The following is a 14661-nucleotide window of genomic DNA, read 5'->3' as shown; positions in this document are numbered from 1 at the left end:
CGTGACACGTGTCGCGGTCAGACCGCAGATGTCAGGCTTCGACCACAGCCGCGCCCGGGCCGCGCAGGATCGTTTCTTCCGGCCCCGGCCGACCAGCCGGATCGGACCTGGCGACCGCATTTGGACGCGACACGCCCCCGGCCGTGCCTTTACGCTGCCGCCATGAAGACCCCGCCCGCGCCGCACGGACGGCTGCTCTCCGTCAACATCGCCGCCAACCCGTACTACACCGAGGCCAAAGGCCAGCCCACCGGCATCGGCAAACTCCCGGTGACCCACGCAGTGCACGTACAAGCCCCCGGCCCCAAGGGAGTCGGCGGCAGCGGGGTGTCCGGCGACGCGGTGTGCGACCGCAAGAACCATGGCGGCGACGATCAAGCCGTCTACGCCTATGCGCGCGAAGACCTCGACTGGTGGCAGGGCGAACTCGGCCGCGAACTGCCGCCGGGCATGTTCGGCGAGAACCTGACCACCGTCGGCCTGGACCTGACCGGCGCCCTGGTCGGCGAGCGCTGGCGGGTGGGGGAGCGGGCGCTGCTGGAGGCCGCCTGCCCGCGCATCCCGTGCACCGTGTTCGCCGAGAAGATGGGCGAGGCGCACTGGATCAAACGCTTCACCGAGCGCGGCGCGACCGGCGCTTACCTGCGTGTGATCGAGCCCGGGCCGATCCAGGCCGGGGACCTGGTCACCATCGAGCACCGCCCCGACCACCAGGTCACCCTCGGGCTCTACTTTCGCGCCCTGACCAGCGCGCCGGAGCGGCTCAGCGACCTGATCGCCGCCGGAGACGCGCTGCCGAAGGAAACCCGCGAGACCATCGCCCGCCGCACCCGCTCATGAGCCGAGCGCGCTCGTAGGCCGCGCCCGTTCCGGTCCGTCCCCGGCCCGCGCTCCGCCCCCGCCGCACAGAGCGGCCGTGTGCGGAGCGCGCGGCACAGGGCCGCTCAGCTCGAGATGGCTGCCAAGTGCCGCAGATGGTCGGCGTCGTTGTAGTCCGCGAGCCGCAGCCGCGCGCCCTCAGCCGTCCACCGCGTCACGGTGCAGTTGCCGATCGCGCCGCCCGCGTCGACGATCCGGTTGAGCGCCGGCTCGTCCAGCCCGTCGAAGATCATCCGCAGCATCAGCACCACCGCGTCGTGCGCCACGATCAGCAGGTGCCGGCCTGCCGCCGCCGGCAACGCGTCACGCAGCAGCGAACGCACCCGCAGCGCCACGTCCGGGAAGTTCTCTCCGCCCGGCGGCCGGAAGTAGAACGGCCCGACGTGGTCGCGCCGCGCCATCTCCTCCGGGTACTTTCGCCGCAGCGCCGCCGTGGTCAGCATCTCCCACGACCCGGTCTCCCGGTCCCGCAACCGCTCGTCGTACAGCAGGTGCGGCTGCGGGATCCCGGCGTCGGCCATCGACCCGAGGATCGCCGCGAGGGTCTGCCGGGTGCGCAGATACGGCGAGCAGAACACCACCTCCGGCGGGTCCGCGGCCAGGCGCCGGCCCACCGCCGCGGCCTGCGCCGCGCCCAGGTGCGTCAGCGGAAGGTCCGCGTCCCGCTCGGTGATCGGCACGCTCAGCGCCCCGGTGAGCGCCGCCTCCGCGAACGCCGCGTTCGCGGTGGACTGCCCGTGCCGCACGGCGGTCACCTGCGCCGGAAGGGGCACGGTCCACGCGGGGGCGGGGTCGGTCGGTGTGATGTACGGGACGGTCATGGAATGACCAGACACATTCGTCCCCTCCGTCGCGTGTGTCGCGCAGACTTGTACTGTACGTGCTCTTCGAGGGCGCGCGCTGCGGCGCGGCGGGTGCATCGGGGGCGCGCCGCCGCCGGTCGCCGGGCTTCAGTGCTGACTGTGCGCGGGTTTAACGGCGGTCGTTGTCGTCGAACGCCTTGCGCGTAGCGCCCGGCCGACCCAGCACAGCCCCGCCCCGACCGCGAAGAACGCCGCGGCCACGACCACGCAGGACAGCGCGACGCGCGGATAGCCGTGCGCACGCGGATCCAGGAACGGATACGGGTACCACTGCGCCGCCGGGCCGCGCGCCAGCGAATACACCAAAAACACCACCGGGAACGCCAGCCAGGCCGCCGCGCGCGAGAGCCGCAGCGGGCGGCGCGGCGGGTCGATCAGCCAGTCGAGCAGGAACACCAGCGGCGTGACCTTGTGCACCACCGTGTTCACCCACGGGATGACCTGCGGGGTGTCGTAATGCGCCAGCGCGACGCCGTACACGATCCCGGTGATCACCAGGTACAGCGCCGCCGCGCCGCGCAGCAGGTCCGGTGCGCCCTCGCCTCCGCGCAGCAGGCTCAGCCCGCCGAGGAGGAAGACCACCGTGCCCAGGATGTTGCTCAGGATGGTGAAGTAGCTGAAGAAGTTCACCAGCCCCGTGCTGCCGCTGAATCCGGCCCGGTACGCGGTGAACCCGAGCGCGACCGCCGTCAGCGCCGCGGTCCCCAGCCGGTACCCGGCCACCGCCAGCCGCCCCCGTGCCTCGGGCAGCGATCCGCTCAGCGCCATGTGCGCTCCTCGTCCGACAGACACACCGCCCACGCCACACCACGCGACGGGCTTTCAGTGTCGAACCGCCGGGTACCGCGCGTCTCACCTGCACGGCCGAACGAGTGAACGCACGCCGGGCGCGCCGCGAACGCTCGGCGGTCAGTGCAGGGTCGCGGTCGCCAGCTTCGCGGCGAACCCGAGGAACAGCGTGCCTACGCCGCCGGTCATGCACGAGGCCAGACGACGCCGGCGGCGCAGCGCTGAGGCCAGCCGGTCGCCGCCCATAATCAGAGTGCTCAGATACAGCACCGAGAACGCCTGGATGATGACCGCGAGCACCGCGAACGGCACGACCGGATGCGGATAGGCAGGGTCGACGAACTGCGTGAAGAACGCCAGGAAGAACAGGATCGCCTTCGGGTTGAGCAGGCTGACCACCAGCGCCCGCCGGAACGGCCGCTCACCCGGGTTCGCGCCCGCGCCCGTTTCCGGTTCCGCGCCGGGCGAGTCCGCGTCCTGCGGTGCTGCCGCGTCCGCATGGACCTTTGCATGCATCGTCCTCGCGGGCACCGCATCGTCTTGAGCGCCGCCGGACTCCCGCGCCTCCCTCAGTTGAGCACGCCGCTGCCGCAGCGAGCGCACGGCCGCGCGCAGCATCCCGACACCGAGGACCGCGAGATACGCCGCGCCCAGGTATTTGACCGCGTCGAACGCCAGCGGCGAGCGCGTGAGCAGCGAGGCCGCGCCCAGCGACGTGAGCATGATCAGGGTGCTGTCACCGAGGAACACCCCGCACGCCGCCCGGTACCCGGTGCGCACACCGCGGCGCGCGGCCACCGACAGCACATACAGCGAGTTCGGCCCCGGCAGCAGGATGATCAGGCCCGCGCCGGCGACGTACTCGGGCAAGTTCACAGTCCCTAGCAAGCTGCCCCCTCATCGTCGTGGCGCCATCATCGCCGTGACAGCCGCGCGCCCGCAACACCCTTTGCCGGGTAGCGCTCCTTACAGTTCGAACGCGCCAGGCGGCGGCTCGGGGGAGGGCACCGCGGTGGCGTCCGTGACCGGTGTCGCCCCGGCGATCCACGCATCCAAGGCTTCCCCGCCGGTCACTCGTGCGGGGAACGGGTCGCCCGCGGCGCGGCGCACCAGGTCGGAGATCGGAAGCGGCTCTTGCGACGCGGCCAGCACCAGGTTGCCGAAGCGCCGACCGCGCAGCACCGCCGCCTCCGCGATCAACACCACATGCGGGAACACCGCGCGCACCGTCGCCGCCTGTCCGCGCGCGAATGCCAGCGGGGCGCCGTCCGCGATGTTCGCCGCGTAGACGCCGCCGGGCCTCAACGCGGCCGCCGCCAGCGTCACGAACTCCACGCTGGTCAGATGCGCCGGGGTGCGCGCCCCGGCGAACGCGTCGGCCACAACCAGGTCCGCGCTGCCCGCGCGCCGCGAAGCCAGCGCCTCGCGCGCGTCCCCGGTGCGCACCTTGAGCCGCCAGCGCCGGTCCCACGGCAGATGCTCGCGTACGAACGCGACCAGTTGGCCGTCGATCTCCACCGCGAGCTGTCCGCTGCCGGGCCGGGTGTGTGCGAGGTATCGCGGCAGGCTCAGCGCCCCGCCGCCCAAATGCAGCGCGTCGATGCGCGCACCGGCCGGGAACACCGCGTCGGCCACATGCGCCAACCGCTGGATGTACTCGAATTCCAGCCGCGTCGGATCCTCAAGGTCCACATACGACTGGGGTACCTCGTTGACGGTCAGCAGCATCGCGCCCGGCTGGTCCACATCCGGAAGCAGCCGCGCCACTCCCGACGCGGTCAGCGCGGCTGCGGGCTGCGAGGCGGCACGGCGCGATCGGGCGGAGGGCACAGCGCCCCATTATTCAGCACCGCGTACCTACGCAGCACCGCCGCGTTACGCACCACTGGTACGCGCCAGGCAGCCACCGTGCGTCAATGCGCCGTCGCGCCGACCAGCAACTCGGCTCCCGCCGCCTGCGCTTCCGCTACCAGCAACCGCGCGTGCTCCTCTCGCGTGGCCGGGTTGAGCACGCAGGCCCGCAGCACCGGCCGGCCCTGATAGACCGACCCGGTCACGAAGGCCGCCCCGCGCTCCTGAATCGCGGCCGGCAGCGCGGCGTTGACCTCGTCGACCTGCTCGGGCGCGACACCCGCCGGCGCATATCGAAACGCCACGATCGACAACTCCACCGGCGCCGCCAGCTCCAGGTCCGGCGTCTCCTCCACGATCCGCGCCAGCGCCCGTGCCGTCTCGTTGCACGCCGCGACATCCGCCGCCACACCCGCCCGGCCGCGCGCCGCGATCGACGCCCACACCGGCAGCGCGCGAAACTGCCGGGTCTGTTCGATTCCGTACTCGCTCAGCCAGCCCAGCGCGTCTCCGGACTCATCCCGCAGATACGGCGGGACCAGCGAAAACGCCGAGCGCAACAACTCCCGGTCGGCCACCAGCAGCGCCCCGACGCCAATCGGCACCTGCAACCACTTGTGCGGATCCAGCGCGAGCGAATCGGCCCGCGCCATCCCTGCGTACCGCGCTGACATCTGTGCATCCACTGCTCCGAACGCGCCGTACGCGCCGTCGATGTGCAGCCACACCCCGCCCTCACCACCTGGCGAGCCGCACACGTCCGCGATCTGGTCGAGTGGATCGATCGCCCCGGTGTTGACCGTTCCGGCGCTCGCCACCACGAGGAAGGGCACCCGCCCAGCCGCGCGATCCTGCGCGATCAGCTCCCGCAGCGCCTCGACGTCCATGCCCGCGCTGACCGGCCCGTCGCCAGCGTCCCCCACCTTCTCGACGCGTTCCGGCACCGTGCGCAACGCCCGGCTGCCGATCCCCAGCAGCTCGATCGCCTTTCGCACACACGAGTGAGCCTCCGCCGTCGCGTATGCGGTCAGTTCCGGCGCCCCGGCCAGGCCCTTCTCGCGTACATCCCAGCCCGCTCGTTCCAGCGCCCGGTGCCGCGCCGCTCCGATCGCCACGATCGTCGCCATCGACGCCCCCGACGTCAGCAGCCCCGCGCCGATCTCGTGCGGGAAACCCACCAGCTGCGCCAGCCACCGCACCACCGCCCGCTCCAGCGGCACGTCCGCGTGATCCCCGCCCGCACTCGACGGATTCGAGGCCGAGGCCAGCAGTCCCGCCGCCACCGCCGCCGGATGCGGCGCCGCGTTGACCCAGCCGAAGAACGCCGGGTGCCCGTTGCCCATCGGATGCGCCAGCACCCGCCGCTCGGCCTCGTCCAGCAGCTCGCCGACCGCGCGCCCGGTCTCCGGCAGCGGCGCATCCAGCAGCGCCGCACGGACCTGTTCAGGCATCGGCTGCCACACCGGCCGCGCCGCCACGCCGTCTAGGTGCGCGGCCGCCACGTCGGCAGCCGCACGCAATCCGTCACGCACCGGGTAAGAAGGGGAATCAGCCACGCCATGATCGTAAGCCTGCGCCTCGACGCCTCAACGAGCCGCCTCGCCCTCCGCTCCCGTTTCCGGCGCCGCTTCCTCTTCCGGCGCCATCTCCGGCTCCATCTCCGCCGCCAGCAATCGCCGCAACGCCTTGTGCGTGCGGTTCGCCCGCACCGCTGCCCGCTGCTCACGCGCCGTCGCGTCGATGTAGTTCTGACTCGTCGTCAGCGAGGCGTGCCCCAGCAACCGCATGATCTCCACCGCGCTCGCCCCGTCCTCCGCCAGCCGCGTCGCGAACGTGTGCCGCAACGCGTGCACCAACGCCCCCTGCGGCACTCGCGAGGAAACCCCAGCCTCCTGATACGCCCGCCCCACCAGGTACTGCAGCGCCCCACGCCCCATCGGCGCGCCGTCATGCCCCACGAACAGCGGGTCCGAGCGCGCCGGCGAGCGTCCGGCGAAGCGGGCCCGCCGCGACTCCAGGTACTCCGCCACCACGGCGTCCAGTTCCGGCTCCACCGGAATCGAACGCTCCTTGCCGCCCTTGCCCCGCACCTTCAAATAGCGCTCGCCGTCCCGGCCGTCGAGGCATCCGACGGTCAGCTCCAGCAGCTCGCTCGAACGCAACCCCGCACACAGCAGCAGCGCCACCACCGCGAAATCCCGCTCCGGCCAGGGGCGCCGACGCCGCGTGCGATCCGCCGGCGCGGCGCTTGAGACCAGCAGCCGCTCCGGGGTGTCGGTTCCGCGCAGCGGCTTCGGGAACCGGTGCGGCGGGCGCGGCCGATCCACGGTCCCCATCGGATTGCCCGGCACCACCGTGTCCGCGACCAGGAACGAGAAGAACTGGTTCCACACCGACCAGGCTCGACCCACCGAGGCCGCCGAACGCGGCTGCGCGAACTGCGCGAACGCCTGCCGCAGCGCACGGCCCGTCACCACGTCGATAGGCAGGTCAGGCGCCTCGCCACCGTGCTGCTTGGCCAGGAGTTCCCCGATCGCGTCCAGATCGCGCCGGTAAGCCGCCAGAGTGTTCGCGGCATGCTTTCGCGCCTGCCGCGCGCGCAGGAATTCCTCGATGCACGCTCCCAGCGTCCGCGACCGATCTACGTCGCCGTTCTTGTCCAGCTCGTGATCGCTTGCCTCCATGCCCGCGATTATGCGTGACAGCCACGGGTATCCGCCGGAGGACTGACCGACGATCGCGGCCAACCGTCGCGCCCCGTCTCGGGCGCACACCCGGAAGGCGCTCTGCCCGTGAGCGAAACCGGCTCTTCCGGCACCTACCGCTACCATCACCGCGTGCGCAGCGGTGACGAACCAATCCATGCCCGCAGTCCGCTGCGCATGCGCCTCGCGCTCGCTCTAGTCGGGCTGGCCAACGGACTGGCCGGTGCCATCCTCTTCGCGCTGCTCGGAAGCCAGCCGCTCACCTGGGCGTTCGCCGCTCTCTGCGTCATCGCGTTGATCAACGTGGCCGTCGTGGTCCACCGCATCCGCCAAGGCCCGCACTACCAGCCCGGCCCCGGCATCCCGCCGTATCGGCCGCTGCCGCCCGTCCGGCCCGCCCAGCGTCCGTACACTCCGGCCACGCCGCGCACCCGGCGCCGCCGCTACCTGATCATGATGGGTGTCTGCGTCACGCTGCTGATCCTCGCCTGGGGCTGGATCCGGCTCTACTCGGTCACCGCAGCCGTCATCATGAGCGCGGTAGCCGCCATCATCCCGCCGTTCGCCGCGATCCTCTCCAACGTCGACAGCCCGATCCTGCACGAGGAAGACAACCAGGACCGCGACGACTGGCAGCACCGCACCCCGGGCGTCTGACCGACTCGGCGGCGGGTGGCAGCACCCTAATTTAGGGTTCTAATATCACATGGTGGCGGCGCGCCCGCGGATGGAGGGGTGGTCCGCAAGCGCGCCGCGTCTAACGCCGACCCGCCGCACGTGCGCAGGTGGCAAGTCGGTAGCTCTTTCGTGTTCGCTACTGCGGGCGCTGCTCGCCGGGCTGGGTGTGCGGCGTGCGCCCGGCCGGGATGACGCCCATGCGTCCGGCCTGGAAGTCCTCGAAGGCCTGGATCAGCTCTTCCTTCGTGTTCATCACGAACGGCCCGTAGTGCGCCACCGGCTCGCGGATCGGCTGCCCGCCCAGGATCAGCACGTCGAAGTCAGGCGTGCGGCTGTCCGGCCGCGTGCTCGCCTCGATCGTCAGCGCGTCGCCGGCGCCGAACACCGCCAGCTGCGAGGCCTCCATCGGCCGGTTGTCGGCTCCCACGGAGCCGCGCCCGGAGAGGCTGTAGACCAGCGCGTTGAAGTCCTCGCGCCACGGCAGCACCAGCCGGGCGCCGGGCCGCAGCGTCGCGTGGATCATCGAGATCGGCGTGAAGGTACTGCCCGGGCCCTTGTGTCCGGCGACCTCGCCCGCGATGACCCGCACCAGCGCGCCGCCGTCAGGGGAGGAGAGCAGCGTCGCCTGCGCCCCCTCGATCGCCTGGTAGCGCGGCGGGTTCCACTTGTTCGCCCGCGGCAGGTTCACCCACAGCTGGATCCCGTGGAACAGGCCGCCCGACATCACCAGGTGCTCCGGCGGGGTCTCGATGTGCAGGATGCCGCTGCCCGCGGTCATCCACTGCGTCGCCCCGTCCATGATCTTGCCGCCGCCGCCGTGCGAGTCGGAGTGCTCGAACTCGCCGTCGATCATGTAGGTGACCGTCTCGAATCCGCGGTGCGGATGCCACGGCGTGCCCTTCGGCTCGCCCGGCGCGTACTCCACCTCGCCCATCTGGTCCATATGGATGAACGGGTCCAGGTCCCGCAGCGACACGCCCGCGAAGGCCCGGTGCACCGGGAACCCCTCGCCCTCGAAGCCGGTGGGCGCGGTGGTCACCGACCGCACCGGCCGCTGTCGCGTTCCCTCAGCCGGCACCTGCGGCACTCGCGCAAGCTCCAGCGTGCTGTCCACCGTCACCGCAGGCATCGTGACCTCCTGGCCATTCGCGCCGGCCCTGACCGGCCGTCGCTTCGAACGTCGTAATGTTGAACGTTCACCTATCGCAGGATAATCCCGCACCGTGCCCGTGGCACGCAGGCAGCCGCGACAAGCCACCGTGAGCGACGGACGGGCAGGTCACGAGCGGTTCACTCGGAAGGCTCCATCCCTTCCGGCGGGCCCTCCTGCGGGCCGAGCGTCGGCTCGAACGCCGCGCTGTAGCGCGCGAAAAGCATCCGCCAGCCCTCGTCGCCCTCCGACGAAGGCTTTCCGGCGAGCAGATCCAGGCACACGTGCCACCCCGCCGCGTTGCGCGCGGCGATCGACGCGGCCATCTCGTCGGTCATCACCAGCCGCGTCCCGCCAGAGCCGGAGGAACCCGGTTCGAGCTGGAAGCGCAGCGTCTCCTCGCCCCACAGATAAGCCAGCGTGCGCGGCGGATCGCATTCGAGCACCACGCCGTCCATGGTGAATTCGGCATGGCCGGGGAACGAGAACGTCAGCGACGCGCCGACCTCCCACCGGTCCACCGAGATCTCGCACGGAAACCACCCGCGCAACTCCTCCGGCTCGGTCAGCGCCCGCCAGACCGCCTCCGCAGGAGAGTCGAGCACGCGCTCAAACCGCACGGCGGGCCCGGTGCCGAGCATCACCAGCGCCCCCGCGCCCTGCGTGTCCCGGTCGCCGGTGGGCTCCGCGCGAGCCGCGGGAGCTGTAGTAGCCGCGGAAGCCGCAGTGGAAGCTTGCGTCTCGTCCATACTTGATCACTCCTCGGCAAGCATCGGACAACCCGCGAAGGCGGCCCTGTCGCCGCCGCATCTCGGTACCTTCCCCGCCAACGTAACGCGCCCGGCCTGCCGCCGCTCCGCCGTGGCGCATCCGGTCCTGGCAAGATGGCGGCATGGAGCGTGTGCTTGGCATCGGCGGCTACTTCCTGCGGGCGGCCGACCCCGCAGCCCTAACCGCTTGGTACCGCGACTGCCTGGGCCTGGACACCGATGAGAACGGCCTGTGGGGTCAAGAACCCGGGCCGACGGTGTTCGCCACCTTCGAGCCCGAATCCGACTACTTCGGCTCCCGCACCCAGCAGACCATGCTCAACTTCCGGGTGCGCGACCTGGACGCGATGCTCGCGCAACTGCGCGCCAAGGGTGCGAACGTGACCGACGAGCCGCAGGAGATGGAGGGGGTCGGCCGCTTCGGCTGGGTCACCGACCCCGAGGGTAACCGCATCGAGCTGTGGCAGCCCGCCTGACCGGGCCGGCGCTCACCAGTACCCGGTGCACGAGTTGCGCGGGTAACCCTGGGCCGCAATAGGCGAATCCCCGCAGGCCCGGAACTTCCACTGCGGGCCGGTCTCATGGGCCCGGGACGAGAAGACCGCCCCTGTCGTGGTGAAGGGCCCGCACTGCGTCCAGGTCTGTCCGGCGTTGGCGGACACGTCGATCCACACGCGGTCGCCGTAGCGGGCGCCGGTGATCTGCGCCCACACGACGGAACGCCCGGCCAGCGTCCCGGTCACCAACTGGACGGTCGCGGTGTGGTCGACCGAGTGCACCAGCGCCGGGGCGAGCGCCACCTGGCCGGGTACGTCCTCGGGCCACGGCCACGTGCGGCACGCGTCCTCCTGCTGCAGGACCGGACCGGACTTCGTCCCGTTCCCGAGCTGAAAGCCGATCCAGAGGCCCAGTCCGCCGAAGACCAGCGCGGTCGCGGTCATCAGCCCGGCGATCGCAGCGTGCGGGTGATTGCGGCTCCACCCGCGCACACGCGGACCGGCGGGGCGTGACGTCGAGTCCTGTGAAGTCGAGTCCTGTGAGGTCGAACCCTGTGACGCCGGCCCGCGGTCTCCGCCGTCGCCGCTCTCGTCAGCCGGCCTGCGGCGTTCGAGGTCGGCCAGCTCCCACAGCGGCTTGAGTTCAGCCGGCGGCCGCCCGGCCACCAGGCAAAGCTGCTCCACGACCTCCCACGGCGGCACGATCTGGCCGGCGAAGTACCGCGAGAGGGACGAGTCACTCGCGTGCACCTTGAATCTCAGCTGCCTGAGACTCAGCCCGGTCGCGTCCCGCGCCGCGCGCAGCTCCGCCGCCAACCGTTCGCCCGGCGCCCGCCCGCCGCCTTCCCGTTGGGCCATGAGATCCCCCGGTTCGTACCGGCTTCCCATACTAGGGACGCCGCGTGCCGGTCGCAGCACTCGAAGTGTGTCTCCTCTCTACTCGCTCCCTGTCGCCTCGGCCTCCTCCGCCGTCCCAGTCTCCGCGACCGTCCCAGATGCGGCGGGTAGACGCCCAGCTCAGCGCGTTGCACGCGGCTGGGACATCCCAGATGACCGCGGAGCCGTTGCCCCGGGCGGTCGGGCGGCAGAACCCTCGTCGCGGGGGGACACACCACGGGAGGCACGCCATGAACCGAAGTACCCGAACACGTACACTCGCCGCGCTGCTCACCGGCGCCGCGACCATCACGCTGCTCGCCGGACCGCCCGCGATCGCCGCGTCGGCGCCCGGCCCCAAGGTGGTTTCGATACCGACGGGAGTGAGCGCCCCGCTCCTGCACGCGCACTCCCACAACGACTACGCGGACGTCGACGAGTCCGCCATCTACCCCGAGGCGCTCCAAGAGGCGCTAGCCGAGAAGGTCAACAGCGTTGAGGCGGACGTCTGGCTCTACAACGGCCAGGTCATCCTCGGACACGGCGATCCGGTGCCCACCGACTCGTCCGGGAAGCCGAACACCCTCCAGCGGCTCTACCTTGACCCGCTGCTCAGCCGGGTCAACGCGAACGGCGGCCAGGTCTACCCCGGCTGGCACACGCCGCTCGACCTGGTGATCGAGCTGAAGGGCGAATGCACGAGCACCGCGCTTTCCAGCTGCTCGGGCAACCCGGACGACGGCAATGACGCGCTCTACAACACCGTGCACGCCATGCTGGAGAACCAGTACAGCAGCATGCTGTCGCTCTACGATCACGACACCGTCACCGAGGGCGCCGTCAAAGTGATCTTCACCGGGAACACGCCGGTGGACTGCGTGAACCACCGCACCTGCGTCACCCAGCACGACCCGCGCCACGAGTTCTTCGACTTCGACTTCAGCAGCGGCAACTCCGCCAAGTTCAGCCAGTACTCCGCCGCGGCGAACCCGGTCGTCACCGCGAACTGGATCCAGTTCTACAACCCCGCGGACGGCCTGACGAACTACGGCCTGATGGAGTCCTACGCCCGCACGGCCCACGCGAACGGCCGCCAGCTGCGCATCTACGGAATGTGCGACGGAAGCATCGATCGCGACAAGGGCTGTCCGCTGGAGACCGCCAGCGAGTGGCAGAACGAGCTCGACGCCCAGGTCGACTTCCTCAACGGCGACCTCGCCCCGACCGTCGACAACGGCTCCACGACGAACATATCCGGCGCCAGCAAGATCAGCGACTTCCTCGCCTCCGCCGACCAGGACTACGGCTGGATCGCAACCCCGGGAGCGGGAACCTTCGCAAAGCTCACCGAGGGCACGACGTCGACTGTCAGCGGAACGCTCTACGACACCCTGGCCGACGGTGTGTGCGCCCACGTCGCAGTGACCTTCTACGCGGTCGGCGGCGCAGCCGATCCGACGTACCGCACCTACGTCTGTGGCGCGACGGCACAAGCCGACTGGAGCGTGAACAGCGTCCATGCGGCCGGTACATACGAGTACGCGCAAGTGGACGTCTACCGCGACAACGGCCCGGTCGTCAGCCGCCTGTTCACGCCCCCGCCCGAGGGCTACTCCGCGAGCGCGAACTCGGCGTGTTCGACCAGCACCAGGATCGGCGACACCACGTCGATCTACGACAGCGCGGGCAACTACTACGGCTGGGCCGAGTGGCGCTTCGGTACCGCGACCGACTGCTGGGGCGACCAGTGGGCGCTGCTGCACGTCACCGCACCGATCACCCTTGCGCAAAGCCAGCTGACGGTCCGTCTGGACAAGCAGGTCCTGCCGCTGGGCGGGCTGGCTTGGACGCAGGCGTTCCTCGGCGGTGGGGGATCGGTCGGGGTCGGTGACTACTCCGGAACGGTGCTGTTCGCGCCCGGATACGTGAGCCTGCCGATCTGCGGAACGCTGCAAAGCTCCGCGCTGACGACCGTCAACGGCGTCACGAGCACGCACCCGCTGTTCTTCGGACACCAGGGCCAGCAGTCCGCCTGGTGTGCGTGACGATCAGCCGGCCGGCATGCCGCGGCGCCCCTGGATCTTCCGGTCCGCGGCGCCGCGGCGCCTACTGACCGAGCATTGTCCGGCGCAGTAGGTTCTAACGGGGCTCGCAGCGTGGCGGGCAGGCAGGGAGGCTGGTCTTACATGCCGTGGCAGGTGCGTGGAGTCGTCGCCCGGGGCAAGGGCGAACCGGTCTCGCTTGAGACGGTGCTGGTACCGGACCCCGGTCCGGGCGAGGCCGTCGTGCGGGTGCAGGCCTGCGGGGTGTGCCACACCGACCTGCACTACCGGGAGGGCGGGATCAGCGATGAGTTCCCCTTCCTGCTCGGGCACGAGGCCTCGGGCGTCGTCGAGGCGCTGGGCGAGGGCGTTACGGGACTGGCGGTCGGCGACTTCGTGATCCTCAACTGGCGCGCCGTGTGCGGAAACTGCCGAGCCTGCCTGCGCGGGCGCCCCTGGTACTGCTTCGCCACGCACAACGCCACACAGCGCATGACCCTGCAGGACGGGACCGAGCTGAGCCCCGCGCTCGGCATCGGCGCATTCCTCGAGCGCACCCTGGTACACGCGGGCCAGTGCACGAAGGTCGACCCGTCCACGTCGCCGGCTGTGGCGGGGCTGCTGGGCTGCGGAGTGATGGCGGGACTCGGCGCGGCCCTGAACACCGGCGCGGTCGGCCGGGGCGACTCGGTGGCCGTCATCGGCTGCGGCGGCGTGGGCGGCGCGGCGATCATGGGCGCCCGGCTGGCCGGTGCGGCGCGCATCATCGCGGTCGACGTGGACGGCCGGAAGCTGGAGACGGCGCGGCGGCTCGGCGCGACGCACACCGTCAACTCCCGGGACACCGATCCGATCGAAGCGGTGCGCGAGCTGACCGGAGGCTTCGGCGCGGACGTCGTCATCGACGCGGTGGGTCTGCCGGAGACGTACAAGCAGGCCTTCTACGCCCGCGACCTGGCCGGAACCGTCGTGCTCGTCGGCGTGCCCACGCCGGAGATGAAGCTGGAGTTGCCGCTGCTGGACGTGTTCGGGCGCGGCGGGGCGCTCAAGTCTTCCTGGTACGGGGACTGCCTGCCCTCGCGCGACTTCCCGATGCTGATGGACCTTTACCAGCAGGGCCGGCTCGACCTCGGCGCGTTCGTCACCGAGACGATCGGGCTGGAGGACGTCGAGGCCGCGTTCACGAAGATGCGCGGCGGCGACGTACTGCGCTCCGTCGTGGTCTTCTAGATCGCATGCGTGCACTCAGCTTCGGCGCGATCGCGAGCGCCTACGAGCAGTTCCGGCCGGGATACCCCGAAGAGCTTTTCAACGTCGTGGCGCAGTACGCCGGCGAACCGCTCCGCACCGCCTTGGAGATCGGCGCCGGGACCGGCAAGGCGACCCGGTTGTTCGCAGAGCACGGAGTCGAGGTCACCGCGACGGAACCCGACGCCGCGATGCTCGCCGAGCTGCACAAGACAGTCCCGGCCAGCGTCAGGACCCTCCAATGCGCGTTCGAGGACCTGCAACCCGGACGCACCTACGGGCTCGTGTGCGCGGCGGCGGCACTGCACTGGAC

Annotated in this window: 15 protein-coding genes; 6 read left to right on the top strand and 9 right to left on the bottom strand. The window is 71.0% G+C overall.

Translation table 11 applies throughout. The features are described from left to right. Nucleotides 1-162 precede the first annotated feature (162 nt). Nucleotides 163-840, top strand: a complete 678-nt coding sequence (locus VFB40_RS06120; RefSeq protein WP_324848309.1) for an MOSC domain-containing protein — start codon at nucleotides 163-165, stop codon at nucleotides 838-840. Nucleotides 841-944: 104 nt separating this feature from the next. On the opposite strand, the gene VFB40_RS06115 is transcribed toward VFB40_RS06120, so the two are convergent. The 6 genes from VFB40_RS06115 to VFB40_RS06090 all read right to left on the bottom strand — a co-directional run bounded on the left by VFB40_RS06115 (nucleotide 945) and on the right by VFB40_RS06090 (nucleotide 7066). After that, nucleotides 945-1700 (bottom strand): histidine phosphatase family protein, encoded by a 756-nt coding sequence (locus tag VFB40_RS06115; RefSeq protein ID WP_324848308.1) that lies wholly within the window; start codon nucleotides 1698-1700, stop codon nucleotides 945-947. A gap of 129 nt (nucleotides 1701-1829) precedes the next feature. Beyond that, the gene (locus VFB40_RS06110; protein ID WP_324848307.1) at nucleotides 1830-2510 is read right to left on the bottom strand and encodes a Pr6Pr family membrane protein; all 681 of its coding nucleotides are present in this window, start codon (nucleotides 2508-2510) and stop codon (nucleotides 1830-1832) included. A gap of 141 nt (nucleotides 2511-2651) precedes the next feature. Next, nucleotides 2652-3419, bottom strand: coding sequence for a leucine efflux protein LeuE (gene leuE / locus VFB40_RS06105; RefSeq protein WP_349261362.1), 768 nt, complete (start codon nucleotides 3417-3419; stop codon nucleotides 2652-2654). A gap of 78 nt (nucleotides 3420-3497) precedes the next feature. Continuing rightward, a complete protein-coding gene (locus VFB40_RS06100; RefSeq protein WP_324848305.1) occupies nucleotides 3498-4361 on the bottom strand; it encodes a spermidine synthase in 864 nt (287 codons plus the stop codon). Nucleotides 4362-4444: 83 nt separating this feature from the next. Beyond that, nucleotides 4445-5938, bottom strand: coding sequence for a pyridoxal phosphate-dependent decarboxylase family protein (locus VFB40_RS06095; protein ID WP_324848304.1), 1494 nt, complete (start codon nucleotides 5936-5938; stop codon nucleotides 4445-4447). A gap of 30 nt (nucleotides 5939-5968) precedes the next feature. After that, on the bottom strand, nucleotides 5969-7066 hold the full coding sequence (locus VFB40_RS06090) for a tyrosine-type recombinase/integrase (RefSeq protein WP_324848303.1): 1098 nt from the start codon (nucleotides 7064-7066) through the stop codon (nucleotides 5969-5971). A 108-nt stretch (nucleotides 7067-7174) separates the two neighbouring features. Here VFB40_RS06090 and VFB40_RS06085 point away from each other — a divergent pair, with 108 nt between their 5' ends. Further along, nucleotides 7175-7744, top strand: coding sequence for a DUF6343 family protein (locus VFB40_RS06085; RefSeq protein ID WP_324848302.1), 570 nt, complete (start codon nucleotides 7175-7177; stop codon nucleotides 7742-7744). Nucleotides 7745-7901: 157 nt separating this feature from the next. Here the strand turns inward: VFB40_RS06085 and VFB40_RS06080 are convergent, their stop codons facing one another. Next, a complete protein-coding gene (locus VFB40_RS06080; RefSeq protein ID WP_324848301.1) occupies nucleotides 7902-8894 on the bottom strand; it encodes a pirin family protein in 993 nt (330 codons plus the stop codon). Nucleotides 8895-9055: 161 nt separating this feature from the next. Then, nucleotides 9056-9664 (bottom strand): SRPBCC domain-containing protein, encoded by a 609-nt coding sequence (locus VFB40_RS06075; RefSeq protein ID WP_324848300.1) that lies wholly within the window; start codon nucleotides 9662-9664, stop codon nucleotides 9056-9058. Nucleotides 9665-9807: 143 nt separating this feature from the next. Here VFB40_RS06075 and VFB40_RS06070 point away from each other — a divergent pair, with 143 nt between their 5' ends. Then, nucleotides 9808-10161 (top strand): VOC family protein, encoded by a 354-nt coding sequence (locus VFB40_RS06070; RefSeq protein ID WP_324848299.1) that lies wholly within the window; start codon nucleotides 9808-9810, stop codon nucleotides 10159-10161. A 12-nt stretch (nucleotides 10162-10173) separates the two neighbouring features. On the opposite strand, the gene VFB40_RS06065 is transcribed toward VFB40_RS06070, so the two are convergent. Beyond that, nucleotides 10174-11040 (bottom strand): helix-turn-helix domain-containing protein, encoded by an 867-nt coding sequence (locus tag VFB40_RS06065; RefSeq protein WP_324848298.1) that lies wholly within the window; start codon nucleotides 11038-11040, stop codon nucleotides 10174-10176. Nucleotides 11041-11309: 269 nt separating this feature from the next. On the opposite strand from VFB40_RS06065, the gene VFB40_RS06060 reads away from it, so the two are divergent. From VFB40_RS06060 to VFB40_RS06050, 3 genes are all read left to right on the top strand, one after another. Continuing rightward, nucleotides 11310-13103, top strand: a complete 1794-nt coding sequence (locus tag VFB40_RS06060; RefSeq protein WP_324848297.1) for a PI-PLC domain-containing protein — start codon at nucleotides 11310-11312, stop codon at nucleotides 13101-13103. Nucleotides 13104-13244: 141 nt separating this feature from the next. Beyond that, nucleotides 13245-14330 (top strand): S-(hydroxymethyl)mycothiol dehydrogenase, encoded by a 1086-nt coding sequence (locus VFB40_RS06055; protein WP_324848296.1) that lies wholly within the window; start codon nucleotides 13245-13247, stop codon nucleotides 14328-14330. 5 nt (nucleotides 14331-14335) lie between these two features. After that, nucleotides 14336-14661: class I SAM-dependent methyltransferase (locus VFB40_RS06050; protein ID WP_324848295.1), on the top strand; the 326-nt coding region annotated here is incomplete at its 3' end.

The organism is Actinocrinis sp. (assembly GCF_035650855.1).
GTDB lineage: Bacteria > Actinomycetota > Actinomycetes > Streptomycetales > Catenulisporaceae > Actinocrinis.
Note: the sequence above shows the minus strand (reverse complement) of the source record. Positions and strands in the feature narration are given on the sequence as shown.

Coding starts and splice junctions, on each gene's coding strand:
- VFB40_RS06070 (WP_324848299.1), top strand. CDS start 9,808: ATGGAGCGTGTGCTTGGCATCGGCGGCTACTTCCTGCGGGCGGCCGAC.
- VFB40_RS06090 (WP_324848303.1), bottom strand. CDS start 7,066: ATGGAGGCAAGCGATCACGAGCTGGACAAGAACGGCGACGTAGATCGG.
- VFB40_RS06055 (WP_324848296.1), top strand. CDS start 13,245: ATGCCGTGGCAGGTGCGTGGAGTCGTCGCCCGGGGCAAGGGCGAACCG.
- VFB40_RS06060 (WP_324848297.1), top strand. CDS start 11,310: ATGAACCGAAGTACCCGAACACGTACACTCGCCGCGCTGCTCACCGGC.
- VFB40_RS06075 (WP_324848300.1), bottom strand. CDS start 9,664: ATGGACGAGACGCAAGCTTCCACTGCGGCTTCCGCGGCTACTACAGCT.
- VFB40_RS06115 (WP_324848308.1), bottom strand. CDS start 1,700: ATGACCGTCCCGTACATCACACCGACCGACCCCGCCCCCGCGTGGACC.
- VFB40_RS06065 (WP_324848298.1), bottom strand. CDS start 11,040: ATGGCCCAACGGGAAGGCGGCGGGCGGGCGCCGGGCGAACGGTTGGCG.
- VFB40_RS06080 (WP_324848301.1), bottom strand. CDS start 8,894: ATGCCTGCGGTGACGGTGGACAGCACGCTGGAGCTTGCGCGAGTGCCG.
- VFB40_RS06120 (WP_324848309.1), top strand. CDS start 163: ATGAAGACCCCGCCCGCGCCGCACGGACGGCTGCTCTCCGTCAACATC.
- VFB40_RS06110 (WP_324848307.1), bottom strand. CDS start 2,510: ATGGCGCTGAGCGGATCGCTGCCCGAGGCACGGGGGCGGCTGGCGGTG.